At 36.0% G+C, this 14,227-nt stretch carries 9 protein-coding genes; 3 read left to right on the top strand and 6 right to left on the bottom strand.

Annotated features, from left to right (window positions below):
* Positions 1 to 214: 214 nt before the first annotated feature.
* The 3 genes from thrC to thrA all read right to left on the bottom strand — a co-directional run bounded on the left by thrC (position 215) and on the right by thrA (position 5,190).
* Positions 215 to 1,504, bottom strand: a complete 1,290-nt coding sequence (thrC, locus tag AAYQ19_RS02520; RefSeq protein WP_343533503.1) for a threonine synthase — start codon at positions 1,502 to 1,504, stop codon at positions 215 to 217.
* Between the two features lie 146 nt (positions 1,505 to 1,650).
* Positions 1,651 to 2,571, bottom strand: coding sequence for a homoserine kinase (locus AAYQ19_RS02515; RefSeq protein WP_343533500.1), 921 nt, complete (start codon positions 2,569 to 2,571; stop codon positions 1,651 to 1,653).
* 171 nt (positions 2,572 to 2,742) lie between these two features.
* Positions 2,743 to 5,190 (bottom strand): bifunctional aspartate kinase/homoserine dehydrogenase I, encoded by a 2,448-nt coding sequence (thrA, locus tag AAYQ19_RS02510; protein WP_343533498.1) that lies wholly within the window; start codon positions 5,188 to 5,190, stop codon positions 2,743 to 2,745.
* A gap of 567 nt (positions 5,191 to 5,757) precedes the next feature.
* On the opposite strand from thrA, the gene hutH reads away from it, so the two are divergent.
* Genes hutH through AAYQ19_RS02495 form a run of 3 tightly spaced genes read left to right on the top strand, consistent with a single transcriptional unit; the run spans position 5,758 to position 9,322 of the window.
* Positions 5,758 to 7,272, top strand: coding sequence for a histidine ammonia-lyase (hutH, locus tag AAYQ19_RS02505; RefSeq protein ID WP_343533496.1), 1,515 nt, complete (start codon positions 5,758 to 5,760; stop codon positions 7,270 to 7,272).
* 48 nt (positions 7,273 to 7,320) lie between these two features.
* Entirely contained in the window at positions 7,321 to 7,965 is a 645-nt protein-coding gene (locus tag AAYQ19_RS02500; protein ID WP_012024643.1) for a DUF47 domain-containing protein, read from the top strand.
* 25 nt (positions 7,966 to 7,990) lie between these two features.
* On the top strand, positions 7,991 to 9,322 hold the full coding sequence (locus tag AAYQ19_RS02495; protein WP_343533491.1) for an inorganic phosphate transporter: 1,332 nt from the start codon (positions 7,991 to 7,993) through the stop codon (positions 9,320 to 9,322).
* 95 nt (positions 9,323 to 9,417) lie between these two features.
* Here AAYQ19_RS02495 and AAYQ19_RS02490 read toward each other — a convergent pair whose 3' ends face one another.
* The 3 genes from AAYQ19_RS02490 to AAYQ19_RS02480 all read right to left on the bottom strand — a co-directional run bounded on the left by AAYQ19_RS02490 (position 9,418) and on the right by AAYQ19_RS02480 (position 14,091).
* Complete coding sequence (locus tag AAYQ19_RS02490; RefSeq protein ID WP_343533490.1) at positions 9,418 to 9,936, bottom strand: DUF421 domain-containing protein; 519 nt, start codon at positions 9,934 to 9,936, stop codon at positions 9,418 to 9,420.
* A gap of 101 nt (positions 9,937 to 10,037) precedes the next feature.
* Positions 10,038 to 11,405: a 30S ribosomal protein S6--L-glutamate ligase gene (gene rimK / locus AAYQ19_RS02485; RefSeq protein WP_026729332.1), complete on the bottom strand. Its 1,368-nt coding sequence runs from the start codon at positions 11,403 to 11,405 to the stop codon at positions 10,038 to 10,040.
* Positions 11,406 to 11,544: 139 nt separating this feature from the next.
* Positions 11,545 to 14,091: an ATP-dependent Clp protease ATP-binding subunit gene (locus AAYQ19_RS02480; protein ID WP_343533486.1), complete on the bottom strand. Its 2,547-nt coding sequence runs from the start codon at positions 14,089 to 14,091 to the stop codon at positions 11,545 to 11,547.
* Between the last annotated feature and the right edge of the window lie 136 nt (positions 14,092 to 14,227).

Here is a 14,227-nt window from a genome sequence, read left to right as displayed (position 1 = left end):
CTTAACTCCATTTAATATGAGAATAAAAAGATAGTTTTAAATCAAAATTAATTTGCAATGGCACATTGATTGTTTTCTTTCAAATGTAAGAATTTTTTCTTCCCAATTTTTATAATCTTAAGCTTAAAGATTGAAAATGAATGCTTTTTAAGATTAAAAAAAAACGACTGAAAATAAATCCCAGCCGTTTAGTATATAATGATAAATAAATTGATTACCCCAAGAAACTCTTCAACTCTTCATAAGTCCCAATCTTCACACTAACTTTTTCCTCATTAATAACACTTTCAATCTGAGTTGGAATTGGAAGCGTAATTCCTAAAGTTGGTTCCACAACATCTAAGAATTTAATTGGATGAGCGGTTTCTAAGAAAATACCAATGGCGTTCGGGTGTTTTTCAAGCTCTTTTTTCAAACCTAAATAACCAACAGCGCCGTGAGGTTCTGCAATGTAACCGTCGGTGTTGTAAATTTGTTTCATGGCTTTTAGCGTTTCTTCGTCGGTGTAGCTGTACGAAGAGAAATCTTTTTCAAAAGCCTTTAAATCATTATTGTATAATTCCTGGATTCTAATAAAGTTACTTGGGTTTCCAACGTCCATTGCGTTAGAAATTGTCGCTTTAGAAGGTTTCGGGTCGTATTTTCCGTTTTCTAAGAATCTTGGCACTGTGTCGTTTACGTTTGTCGAAGCAACGAAATGCTCAATTGGCAAACCTAATTTTTTTGCCATAATTCCGGCACAGATATTCCCGAAGTTGCCGCTTGGGCAAGAGAAAACCAATGGTTTGTTTTGGCTCTTCAACGTTTTGTAAGCAAAGAAGAAATAAAACATCTGTGGCAGCCAGCGCGCAATATTGATAGAATTCGCCGAAGTCAGGTTTTTGTGCGCCAAAGTTTCATCTAAAAATGCTTTTTTCACCATATCCTGACAATCGTCAAAAACACCATCAACTTCAAGCGCTTTAATATTTTGCCCTAAAGTCGTCAATTGTTTTTCCTGAATATCGCTCACTTTTCCTGACGGATATAAAATGACAACATCAACACCGTCAACGCCTAAAAATCCGCTGGCAACTGCGCCTCCTGTATCTCCGGAAGTCGCTACTAAAACCGTGTTTTTAGCGTCTTTTTTGTCTTTATTGAAATAACCCAGACAACGCGACATAAATCGCGCTCCAACGTCTTTAAACGCCATTGTTGGTCCGTGAAATAACTCTAACGAATAGATTCCGTTCTCCACTTTCACAACTGGAAAATCAAAAACTAAAGTTTCAGCAATGATTTCTTTTAGTTTTTCTGCAGGTATTTCGTCGCCAACGAATTGTTTAATCGCTTCAAAAGCAATTTCTTCGTGGCTCAAACTTTCGATTTTATCAAAAAATGAAGGATCAAGAGACGTAATGCTTTCCGGGAAATATAATCCTTTATCACTCGCTAATCCTTGTATTACAGCTTCCTGAAAAGAAACTTTTGGGGCATTATGGTTTAAACTGTAGTATTTCATTATTTTTTGCTTTAGGCTTTAAGCTGTATGCTTTAGGCTTTTCCTAAAATGTGTTTAGCTTAATGCTTTTTTCTTTTTTTGTTTACTATTTTTTCGCAAAGATTTTAAGCTTATTGCCTAAAGCCTACTGCTTACAGCGTCCCATCCTAAAGGATGCGGACACCATCGGGATTAATCTTCGAAACGTGAATTTCATACGGTAAATTCATTTTTTCATAAACCTCGCTCATGGCTTTTGCGATTTGATCTGCGGTTTCTTTTCCTCGGCTTAAAGCAAAAATCGACGGACCAGAACCTGAAATTCCAGAACCCAAAGCGCCGTTTTCGTAAGCCGTTTGTTTGATTTGGTCGAAACCTGGAATCAAAACACTTCTTAAAGGTTCTACGATTTCGTCGTGAAGCGATCTTCCAATCAATTCGTAATCTTTGGTGTAAAGACCCGCTACAAGTCCGCCCACATTTCCCCATTGCATGATGGCGCTTTTTAGAGAAACGTTTTGTTTTAAAACCGAACGAGCGTCAGAAGTCTTCAACTCAATCTGCGGATGAACCACCGTTGCGTATAATTCTTCCGGACTGTCAATTCTGATAATATCCAAAGGATCGTAACTTCTTACCAAAGTAAAGCCACCCAAAAGGGCAGGAGCAACGTTATCAGCGTGCGCGTTTCCGCTGGCTAATTTTTCGCCCTGCATCGCAAACTGAACCAAATCTTTACGAGAATAAGGTCTTCCTAATAATTCATTAATTCCGAAAACCGCTCCGGCAGAACTTGCCGCACTGCTTCCGATGCCGCTTCCGGCTTTGATATGTTTGTAGATTTCAATTTCAAAACCAAAATCCAATTCGTCTAAAGTAGCCAACATCGCCAAAGCCGCCACACCCGAAACGTTTTTCTCCGTTTCAAGAGGCAAATCGGCACCGACGATTTTAGTAATTCGAACTCCTTTTTGATCTGATTTTCGAACAATCATTTCATCACCCGCATTGTCTAAGCAAAGTCCCAAAACGTCAAATCCGCATGAGAGATTGGCGATAGTTGCTGGGCAAAATAGTTTTATTTCCATTCTTTTTAAAGGTTCTGAGGTTCTAAGTTGCTAAGGTTCTAAGGTTTTTGCTTTGCAAACTTTTACCACATGGTTTTTTTATAAGGTTCTGAGGTTCTGAGTTGCCGAGGTTCTAAGGTTGTCTAGATAAAAAACTTAGAACCTCAGCACCTTAGCATCTTAGCACCTTTACTAAACGTTTCCTATTCTAATTACATCCGCAAAAATTCCTGAAGCCGTAACAGCTGCTCCGGCACCGGCTCCTTTGATTAATAACGGCTGATCTACGTAGCGATCTGTGTAGAAAAGCACGATATTATCTTTTCCTTCTAAATTATAGAAAGGATGATCTTTCGGAATAAATTGTAGCCCTACGCTTGCTTTTCCGTTTTCGAATTGCGCTACGTATTTTAATCTTGAATCTTTTGCTAGAGCTTCTTTATAAATGTTCTCAAAATGAGACGCATGTTTAATCAATGAAGCAAAGAAATCATCATTGTTTGTTGTTGCCAAACATTCAGCAGGCAAGAACGATTCGTTTGCAATGGCGTCAATATCCATTTCGTAACCGCTTTCGCGAATTAAAATCAGGATTTTACGAGCCACGTCGATGCCGCTTAAATCGATTTTCGGATCTGGTTCTGTGAAACCTTGAACGCCGGCTTCTTTTACCACATCGTGGAAAGAATTATTCTCATCAAAGTTGTTGAAAATAAAGTTCAAACTTCCTGATAAAACCGCTTGAATTTTATGCACTTTATCACCAGACGCAATCAGATTTTTAACTGTATCGATAATTGGCAATCCCGCACCAACATTCGTTTCAAACAAGAAAGGAGCGTTGTATTGACGAGATAAGCTTTTTAATTTTTTATAATTGTCGTAAGCAGATGAACACGCAATTTTGTTGCAAGTCACAACCGCAATACTTTCTTTTAAGAATTTCTCGTATAGGTCAGAAACACCCGCATTTGCTGTAATATCAACAAAAATGCTATTACGTAAATTCATTTCTTTAGCACGAGCGATAAATTCTGTTGGAATCGCTTCTTCACCTTTATCTAAAGTCGCTTGCCAATCTTTCAAAGAAATTCCGTCTTCGTCAAATACCATTTTTCTTGAATTTGATAAAGCAATAACGCGAACGTTGATTTTTAAAACATCTTTTAAGAATTTCTTTTGGTTGTGGATTTGTTCGATGAATTTTTCACCCACATTTCCAACTCCCATTACAAATAAATTCAACTGTTTTGTGTTTTCTTCAAAGAAGTTTTCGTGCAATGTATTCAACGCTTTTTTAACGTCTCTTTCGTTAATTACAGTCGAAATATTTCTTTCAGAAGCACCTTGCGCGATCGCACGAATGTTTACGTTATTTTTTCCTAAAGTGCTGAACATTCTTCCGCTCAAACCTTGGTGATTTTTCATGTTTTCACCCACCAAAGCAATAATGCAAAGGTCTTTTTCTACATAACAAGGATCGATTTTGTTTTGTGAAATCTCGATTTCAAAGGCTTTATTGATTGCAGCTTCGGCATTATCAGCATCAGAATTCAAAATTCCGATACAAATTGAATGCTCAGAAGAAGCCTGAGTAATAAAAATTACGTTGATTTTTTCCTGAGACAATACTTCAAACAAACGTCGAGAAGAACCCGCAACTCCAATCATTCCAGGGCCTTCAAGTGTTAAAAGTGAAATGTTGTCAATATGGCTGATTCCTTTTACAACTGTATCTTTTGATAAAACAACATCGGAAATTAAAGTTCCCTCAGCTTCTGGCTCAAAAGTATTTTTGATTAAAATTGGAATGTTTTTTCTTAAAACGGGTTGAATTGTTGGCGGATACAAAACTTTTGCTCCAAAGTGCGACAATTCCATTGCTTCTTGATACGAGATATTTGCAATTGGCTGCGCTTGTTTTACAATTTTCGGGTTTGCAGTAAACATTCCGTTTACGTCAGTCCAGATTTCCAATTGTTCAGCGTCGATTGCTCCAGCGATAATTGCTGCAGTATAATCAGATCCGCCACGTCCTAAAGTTGAAGTGATTCCGTCAAGAGTTTGCGCGATAAATCCAGGCAGAATATTGATTTTCGCTTCGTTTTTAGCAAAATATTCCTGAATTAATTTATTCGAAACTTCAAAGTTAACTGCCGCTTTTCCGAAATCAGCATTAGTTTTAATTAAGTCACGGCTGTCTTTGTAAACCGCGTCGTTATTGATTTGCTGATAGGCTTGCGCGATGATGAATGAAGAAAGCAATTCTCCGAAACTTAAAATAGTATCGGCAGTTCTTGGAGATAGTTCGCCTAAAAGGAAACAACCGTCTAATAAAGTTTCTAAATGATTGATGATTCTTTTTACGTGGCTCAACAAGCTGCTTTGCTCGCTTACCGGAATCAGTTCTTTTAAAGTGTCAAGGTGTTTTTTCTCGATTTCAGCCACAACTTCTCTGAAGCTTTCGTCGTTTGCCGCCGCTTTTGCCGCTGCCGATTGCAGTAAATCAGTTACTTTACTTAATGCAGAAACTACAACAACTAATTGGTCTTTTTCAGCTTTTTGTTTGACGATTTCAAGAACGAGTTTTATATTTTGAGCATTGGCTACCGAAGTTCCGCCAAATTTTAATACTTTCATTTTATGATATTTTTTTTCTTTTGAATGCAATAGTTTTTATGTATCCAATGACTCTCTTCTTTCAAGAAAAAAGTATAGATAACCTGGATTATATGTAAAAATGTATACCCCTAAGGGGTAGTAGTTGTTGTAGTAGAAATAATGGTAGCAGCAATTGCAACTCCTGTTTGAGCTGTAATAATTGTAGATTGATATTTTATGCTGTTACTTTTCATTTTGATTTTTCAAAAGTACAGCTTTTAAGTAGGATTAAAAACTCTGAGAGGCTTTTTGCGAATATTTTAATAATTCAAATTTCAAAAAATCAATATTGAGCATTTGTTAAAATTAAATATGCTAATTTGAAGTTTTAATATTATTTATGCTGGTTTTTTTGTGAATGAAATATATATAATGAATTGGTTTTTAACGAAAAACTTGCGAAAAAGAGGCGATTTGATCCAAATAGAGCATTATGAAATAATTAAAAGCAGAGATTTGCGTCAATGTAAATTTTAATTATTGTGATAAAATGTTGCTTTTTAATATTGATTTGTTGAATTTTGACGTCTTAAATTTAAAATAATCATGAGAGAGATTCATTATATAAGTACTGAAACCATAACTTTAGAAACATTACAAGAGATTTTGAGCTACAATAAAATGCTTGAATTATCGGAAGAAGCAAAAGTAAATGTTCAGAAATGCCGTGATTATTTGGATAAAAAAATGGCAACGCACACGGCGCCAATCTATGGAATTAATACAGGTTTTGGGTCATTATATAGCGTAAAGATCTCTAATGAAAATTTGTCTAAACTTCAGGAAAATTTAGTAAAATCACATGCTTGCGGAACAGGCGATGAGGTTCCTGCTGAAATCGTGAAAATGATGCTTTTGCTTAAAATTCAATCTTTAAGTTATGGACATTCGGGCGTTCAGTTGAAAACCTTAGAGCGTTTGGTTGATTTCTACAATAATGATATTCTTCCTATTATATATACACAAGGTTCACTTGGAGCTTCTGGTGATTTAGCTCCTTTAGCACATTTGTCTTTGCCTTTAATTGGCGAAGGAGAAGTACTTTTTGATGGAAAGAGAATGGCTTCCGCCGAAGTTTTAAAACATTTTAATTGGGAACCAATTGTTTTGCAGTCAAAAGAAGGTTTGGCTTTGTTGAACGGAACCCAATTCATGAGTGCTTATGGAGCTCATATTTTAATTAAAGCATATAAATATTCGTATTTGGCTGATTTAATTGGAACAATTTCTTTGGAAGGTTTTGATGGACGAATCGAGCCTTTTAACGAATTGATACATTATATACGTCCGCACAAAGGACAAATTGTGACAGCACAGCGAATTGCTGAATTTTTAGAAGGAAGCGAAATTATCGCTCAAGAAAAGAAACACGTTCAAGATCCGTATTCTTTCCGTTGCATGCCACAAGTTCACGGCGCTTCAAAAGATGCGATTGATTATGTTCGAAAAGTATTCAAAACCGAAATCAATTCGGTTACCGATAATCCAAATATATTCGTAGAAGCCGATCAAATCATTTCAGGAGGAAATTTCCACGGACAACCCTTAGCTTTAGCTTTAGATTTTATGGCAATTGCTTTGGCAGAATTAGGAAGCATTTCTGAAAGAAGAACGTATCAATTGATTTCTGGATTAAGAAATCTTCCAGCATTTTTAGTTGATAATCCAGGATTGAACTCAGGATTTATGATTCCGCAATACACTGCAGCAAGTATTGCTAGCCAGAACAAGCAATTAGCAACTCCATCAAGTATCGACAGCATTGTTTCAAGCAATGGTCAGGAAGATCACGTGAGTATGGGAGCAAATGGCGCTACAAAAGCTTTGAAAGTTTTAGATAATTTAGAGCGTATTTTAGCTATCGAATTGTTGAATGCATCACAGGCAATTGCTTATAGAGAGCCGTTAAAATCGAGTGATTTTATCGAAATGTTCCTGAGTAGTTATCGCGAAGTCGTACCTTTGGTAAAGGAAGACAGGATCTTACATTATGACATTGAGAATACCGTTGCGTTCCTAGATAGTTTCCAAATTGAAAACGATTTGTTAACAATGGCTTAACACTGCAAAGTATTAATGAAGTAATTTTGCACTATCAAAAATATAAAAATGTCAATAAACAGTATTTTCCAATTTTTAGTGCCGAAAGACAAGAAATTCTTTCCACTTTTTGAAGAGGCTTCAAGCAATTTAATTGAATTAGCTTCTAACTTACACGAAGCTGTAAATCTTCCATTAAAAGAAAGAGAAATCCTTTTTCAAAAGATTGACGAATTAGAGCAAAAAGGTGAAGACATTACACGTCAAACCAATTTGGAATTGAGCAGAAACTTTATTACTCCGTTTGACAGAGAGGATATCCATACATTAATTACTTCTATTGATAACGTAGCTGATTACCTTCATGGTGCAGCAAGCCGTATGAGATTGTATCAAGTTGATAAGATCACAAAATCAATCAGAAAAATGACAGAAATCAACCTTGAGGCTTGTCAAAATATTGACAGTGCTGTAAAAGAGTTGAGAAATTTACAGAACTTCAAAATCATTAAAGATGCTTGTGCCAGAATCAACAAACTGGAAAACAAGTCTGATAATGTTTACAACAAAGCGGTTTTTGAAATCTTCGAAAACGAAACAGACGCTAAAAATATCATTAAGTACAAAGAGGTATTATCTGTTTTAGAATCAGCAACAGATAAATGTAAGAGTGTTGCGAACATACTAGAATCTATTTCTGTAAAACATTCTTAATTTTTCAATCTGAAGTTATAATTTTATGACGATACTTATATTAATTATAGTATTAGCTTTAATTTTTGATTACATCAATGGTTTTCATGATGCGGCAAATGCTATTGCGACAGTTGTTGCAACAAAGGTCCTGACGCCTTTTCAGGCCGTTCTTTGGGCAGCATTTTTCAACTTTTTGGCCTATTGGGTTTTCGGGTTTGGTGTTGCAGATACGGTTGCAAAAACAGCACACACCATGGAAATCAACCTAGTGGTGATTCTTGCCGGAGTTATAGCGGCAATCTGTTGGAACTTATTGACTTGGTGGTTAGGAATTCCTTCAAGTTCTTCACATACACTTATTGGAGGTTTTGCGGGAGCGGCGGTTGCGCATGCTATCGCAGTTCACGGATTTTCAGGATATGTTGGCGAAGATGGTGCTACACATTATTGGTACCAAATCGTAAGCTGGTATAAGGCTGGGAAAGACGGAGGAATGCCTTCAGGAGTTATTATCATTATTGCTTTTATTGTTTTAGCGCCATTATTAGGAGCTTTGGCATCATACTTAATCTCGATTTGGTTGTTAAATGCTTCTCGTAAAAGTATTTGGCCAAAAATATTTACAGTAGGCTTGATGATTGCAACTGTTTGGTTTGTTTATTGCCAAATGGTTCCTTATGACAAGATTGAAAAACCAAGATTTGATTCTCATTTCTGGAGCGTAGCTTTCGATGCTCATAATATTAAATGGTTCTTAGTTGCCTTTATTGTATTGACTGTAAGTGGATTCTGTTTGATATTCAGTAGTCTGAATTTACATCAAGCTGATGCTGCTTTGAAAAAAATGCAATTAATATCTTCTGCAGCATTTAGTTTAGGCCACGGAGGAAATGACTCTCAAAAAGTAATGGGTATTATTGCTGCGGCAGTAGCGGTTTACATCAATACAAATCCGGGTGTTCACATGGATTCTTGGTTAGACGTTGTATTGCCAAATGAAGATTTGGGTATAAAAGGTGTAATGCCGGGCTGGATTCCGTTAGCTTGTTATTCTGCAATTGCGGCAGGAACTTTAAGTGGTGGATGGAAAATTGTAAAAACAATGGGTTCTAAAATCACAAAAGTAAGTTCGTTTGAAGGTGTTGCTGCTGAAACTGCAGGTGCCTTAACGCTTTACTTTACAGAACACTTAAAAATTCCAGTAAGTACAACGCATACTATTACAGGATCTATCATTGGAGTTGGATTAACAAAACGTGTATCTGCTGTTAGATGGGGAGTAACTGTAAGTTTAATTTGGGCTTGGATCTTGACTATTCCTATTTCGGCTATTTTAGCTGGTTTGGTTTACTTTATCTTGAGCGTGTTTATTTAAACAAAAAAATGAATTTTGTAAAACGTGAGGTGTAAATCATGTTTTATCAACATAGAAAAAAGCCGATTTCATATTTTGAAATCGGCTTTTTGCTTTTAGAATTTTTGCAAATTCTTGCGATTATGTTTGCGCTTATAATGTGTTTGTTTTAGTTTGTTTTCATCTTCAGAAATAATACTGATTGTTCCGTCGATTTCGAGCATGGCTAGTTTTACGTTTTTAAAGAATTCTATGCCGTGTTCTCTCATGGCTTCTTTCAATTCTTCATCAGAGATGTCAAGCTTGCTTAATGCTTTAAAATCAAGCTTTCCGTCATGAATCAAGACTTCAGGTTTGTCTAATAATAAGTCTCCGAAAACTTTAGAATGATGCGTTATTTTTTTAATGATGTAATTGATGATAAATAAGACCAAAGCAGCGATTAGCCCTCCTGTCAAGCTGGTGTCGGGACCAACCATTGCATTTTGTACCGAATTGCTGATTAGTAAAATTAAAATTACATCGGCAGTGTTTAATTGTGAAAGCTCTTTCTTGCCGAATACTCTTAAGGCAATTGTCATGAAAAAATAGACGGCGATACTTCTTAAAACAATATCTAGATAGGGAAAAGTCATGATTTTTATTTTAAAGTTAAATAAAAAAGCTTTGTCAAAGTTTTAAAACTTTGACAAAGCTGCTAAAATATTTATGCGGAATTAAGTTTAAATGAACTCAATTACAATTTAAAATTCTTCTCAATCGCTTTAATCATTTCTCCGGCAACATCTTTATTGGTTGCGCCTTCAATTCCTTCAAGGCCTGGGGAAGAGTTTACTTCAAGCAATAAAGGTCCTTTTGAAGAACGAATAATATCAACTCCCGCAACTTTTAAATCCATTGCTTTTGCGGCTTTTATGGCGATCTTTTTTTCTTCAGCTGTTACTTTGATAACAGAAGCAGTTCCGCCCAAGTGGATGTTTGCTCTAAATTCGCCGGGCATAGCTTCACGCTGAATCGCCGCGACAACTTTTCCATCAATTACGAAACAACGGATATCTTTTCCGTTAGCCTCTTTGATGAATTCTTGGACTAAGATGTTGGCATTTAAACTTTTGAAAGCATTAATAACACTTTCTGCTGCCTTTTTGGTTTCAGCTAAAACAACGCCTTTTCCTTGTGTTCCTTCTAATAATTTTACAATTAAAGGTGAACCTCCAACCATTTTAATTAAATTGTCTGTATCAAGAGGAGAATTGGCAAATCCTGTTGTTGGAATATCAATTCCGCTGTTCAAAAGCAATTGCAATGAATATAATTTATCGCGTGATTGTGTAATCGCTGTAGCTGAATTTAAAACAAAAACCTTCAAAGCTTCAAACTGACGCGTTAAAGCGCAACCGTAAAAAGTAATACTCGGACGAATTCTAGGAATGATGGCATCAAATTCGTTCAAGATTTTTCCGCCTCTGTAATGAATCTCTGGTTTTTTAGCATCCAGTTTCATGTAGCATTCCTTAATGTTTAGGAAATGCATTTCATGGCCACGCATTTCGCCGGCTTCCATGATTCTTTTATTGCTGTATAATTCAGGGTTACTGGCCAAAAGACCAATTCGCAAACCTGTTTTTGCTTTTTCAGAATTTTGATATAGTTCTTTTAAAGATTCTGCTGTAGGCTGTCCTAGAAGATATTTTTGTTCTGGATCAACTAAAACCCTTCCGCTCATGGCTTCGCGCCCTAAAAGCATTCTAAAGCCCATAGAATCACGATTCGTCAAAGTCATCTCGATTGGCCATTTTGCATCGCCAATTTTTAAACTCGTTTGGATCACATAACGATGTTCTCTAAAACCGCTCGAGCTTTTTACAATTCTTTTGTCAACTAGCGGTGCTTCACAATGAATGATTGTTTTGATATTATTCTGAATTGGATTAATATCAAATTTCACCCAATTGGCATCATTTTTTATAAAAGGAGCTATGTTTATTGCATGCATTGCCGAAGTTTTGGCACCAGAATCCACACGAGCTTTAATTGTTGGGATTCCTAGTTCTGGAAATGAGCACCATTCTTCGCTGCCTAAAATGACTTTGTTTTGAAGCATAAGTTGTTTTTATTATAGAATTTAAATTCAAAAATAGCTATTTGCTTTTACTAAAGATAGTGATTTTTAATAAAAAAAATACCCGTTATGTTATGAAAACGTAACGGGTAAGTTATTTCTGTTAGAAATTTAAACTAATTTACTGATTTGTCGGCTCTTCAGCTTTGTGGATTTCTACTGATAATTCTTGTGAATCATCTTTCAAATCCATCATGATTTCATCACCAGAATGAATTTTTGAAGTGATGATTTCTTCTGCTAACAAATCTTCAACATATTTCTGGATTGCTCTTTTTAAAGGACGTGCTCCAAATTGTTTGTCAAAACCTTTTTCAGCGATAAATGCTTTTGCTTTGTCAGTTAAGCTTAATTTGTATCCTAATTCAGCAATACGAGAATACAATTTTTTCAATTCGATTTCGATAATCAAATCGATGTCGGCTTTTTCTAATGCGTTGAATACAATTACGTCGTCAATTCTGTTTAAGAATTCAGGAGCAAAAGTTTTCTTTAATGCATTTTCAATAATGCTTTTAGAATTTTCATCAGCCTGAGTTGTTCTAGCAGCTGTTCCGAATCCAACACCTTGTCCAAAGTCTTTCAACTGACGAGCACCAACGTTAGAAGTCATGATAATGATCGTGTTTTTAAAGTCGATTTTGCGACCTAAACTATCTGTCAAATATCCATCATCTAAAACTTGAAGCATCATGTTGAATACATCTGGGTGCGCTTTTTCGATCTCATCTAAAAGCACCACGCAATAAGGTTTTCTACGAACTTTTTCAGTCAATTGACCACCTTCTTCGTATCCAACGTATCCTGGAGGCGCTCCAACTAAACGAGAAATCGCAAATTTCTCCATGTATTCACTCATGTCGATACGAACTAAAGCATCTTCAGAATCAAATAATTCTTTAGCCAACACTTTAGCCAATTGTGTTTTACCAACACCAGTTTGACCTAAGAAAATAAACGAACCGATTGGTTTGTTCGGATCTTTAAGACCAGCTCTGTTACGTTGAATAGAACGAGCAATTTTCAAAACAGCTTCATTTTGCCCAATTACTTTATTCTGAATCAATTCAGGTAAATGCGCTAATTTGTTGCTTTCTGTTTGTGCAATTCTGTTCACAGGAATTCCTGTCATCATCGAAACCACATCAGCTACATTATCTTCTGTGACTTCAATTCTGTTGTTTTTAGAATCCTCTTCCCATTGTTCTTGTGCAGCAGCAAGATCTTTTTCGATGCGTTTTTCATCATCGCGAAGTTTGGCAGCTTCCTCGTATTTTTGTTTTTTAACTACCATGTTCTTCATTTCGCGCACTTCTTCTAATTGACGCTCTAAATCCAAAATTTGTTTCGGAACGTCAATGTTTGTAATGTGTACGCGTGATCCAGCTTCATCCATTGCATCGATTGCTTTGTCTGGTAAGAAACGCTCAGACATATATCTGTTCGTTAATTTTACACAAGCTTCAATAGCTTCTGGAGTATAAGTTACATTGTGGTGATCTTCGTATTTGTCTTTTACATTGTTCAAAATAGCGATTGTTTCCTCAACAGAAGTTGGCTCCACAATTACTTTTTGGAAACGTCTTTCCAAGGCGCCGTCTTTTTCAATATATTGTCTGTACTCGTCTAGAGTAGTAGCGCCAATACATTGAATTTCGCCTCTTGCTAAAGCAGGTTTGAACATGTTTGAAGCATCAAGTGAGCCTGTTGCTCCTCCAGCACCTACAATAGTATGGATTTCATCAATGAAAAGAATAATGTCATCATTTTTCTCAAGCTCGTTCATTACGGCTTTCATTCTTTCCTCAAATTGTCCTCTGTATTTTGTTCCGGCAACTAAGCTGGCCAAATCAAGAGTTACAACACGTTTGTGGAAAAGAATACGAGATACTTTCTTTTGGATGATGCGCAAAGCTAGTCCTTCTGCAATAGCAGATTTACCAACTCCAGGCTCTCCAATAAGAAGCGGGTTGTTCTTTTTTCTTCGGCTTAAAATTTGAGAAACGCGTTCAATTTCTTTTTCGCGTCCTACGACAGGATCTAGTTTTCCTTCCTCAGCCATTTCTGTTAAATCTCTCCCAAAATTATCTAACACCGGAGTTTTAGATTTTTTGTTTGACTTATTGGCGGGATTATTAAAACTACTTTCTTTTAAACTGTCATCTTGTCCTGAATCGTCATTGTATGACTCATTTCTTGGCAAGTTTTCTAAGAATTCTTCTTCGTTTGGCGTCATGTTTAGATATTGTTCTTTAGCTATATCATAATCTATTTTTAGCTTATTCAATAGCTTGGTTGTTGGATCGTTTTCGTTTCGTAAGATGCACAAAAGCAGGTGTGCCGTGCTAATCGACGAGCTTTGAAATACTTTTGCTTCAAGAAATGTTGTCTTTAGGGCTCTTTCAGCCTGACGTGTTAGATGAAGGTTTTTCTTTTCAGTGTTTATTTCAACGCTGTGATTGGCTGGACTCAGTATTTCTACTTTCCTGCGTAAATGATCTAAATCGACAGCTAGGTTATTAAGTATATGAATAGCTTTTCCGTTACCATCTCTTAAAATGCCTAGCATTAGATGTTCAGTACCAATAAAGTCGTGCCCTAGACGGAGAGCTTCTTCCTTACTGTATGTAATAACATCTTTTACCCTTGGTGAAAAATTATCATCCATAATATATTAATTCGTAATGTAAATTTAATTATTTACTGGTTGAAAAACAAAAATCATACCTAGCGATATCTGCTGTCAGCTAATTGACAAAAAAAATAACAAAAAAAGCGTTAAAAAACGCTTAATTTATTAACTA

It is taken from the genome of Flavobacterium mesophilum (assembly GCF_039581405.1).
Taxonomy (GTDB): domain Bacteria; phylum Bacteroidota; class Bacteroidia; order Flavobacteriales; family Flavobacteriaceae; genus Flavobacterium.
This window is presented reverse-complemented; position numbering and strand designations above follow the sequence as displayed.

Excerpts from the sequence above, each read along its gene's own strand:
- thrC (WP_343533503.1), bottom strand. The coding sequence starts at position 1,504 with ATGAAATACTACAGTTTAAACCATAATGCCCCAAAAGTTTCTTTTCAG.
- thrA (WP_343533498.1), bottom strand. The coding sequence starts at position 5,190 with ATGAAAGTATTAAAATTTGGCGGAACTTCGGTAGCCAATGCTCAAAAT.
- AAYQ19_RS02490 (WP_343533490.1), bottom strand. The coding sequence starts at position 9,936 with ATGACTTTTCCCTATCTAGATATTGTTTTAAGAAGTATCGCCGTCTAT.
- AAYQ19_RS02500 (WP_012024643.1), top strand. The coding sequence starts at position 7,321 with ATGTCAATAAACAGTATTTTCCAATTTTTAGTGCCGAAAGACAAGAAA.
- hutH (WP_343533496.1), top strand. The coding sequence starts at position 5,758 with ATGAGAGAGATTCATTATATAAGTACTGAAACCATAACTTTAGAAACA.
- AAYQ19_RS02515 (WP_343533500.1), bottom strand. The coding sequence starts at position 2,571 with ATGGAAATAAAACTATTTTGCCCAGCAACTATCGCCAATCTCTCATGC.
- rimK (WP_026729332.1), bottom strand. The coding sequence starts at position 11,405 with ATGCTTCAAAACAAAGTCATTTTAGGCAGCGAAGAATGGTGCTCATTT.
- AAYQ19_RS02480 (WP_343533486.1), bottom strand. The coding sequence starts at position 14,091 with ATGGATGATAATTTTTCACCAAGGGTAAAAGATGTTATTACATACAGT.
- AAYQ19_RS02495 (WP_343533491.1), top strand. The coding sequence starts at position 7,991 with ATGACGATACTTATATTAATTATAGTATTAGCTTTAATTTTTGATTAC.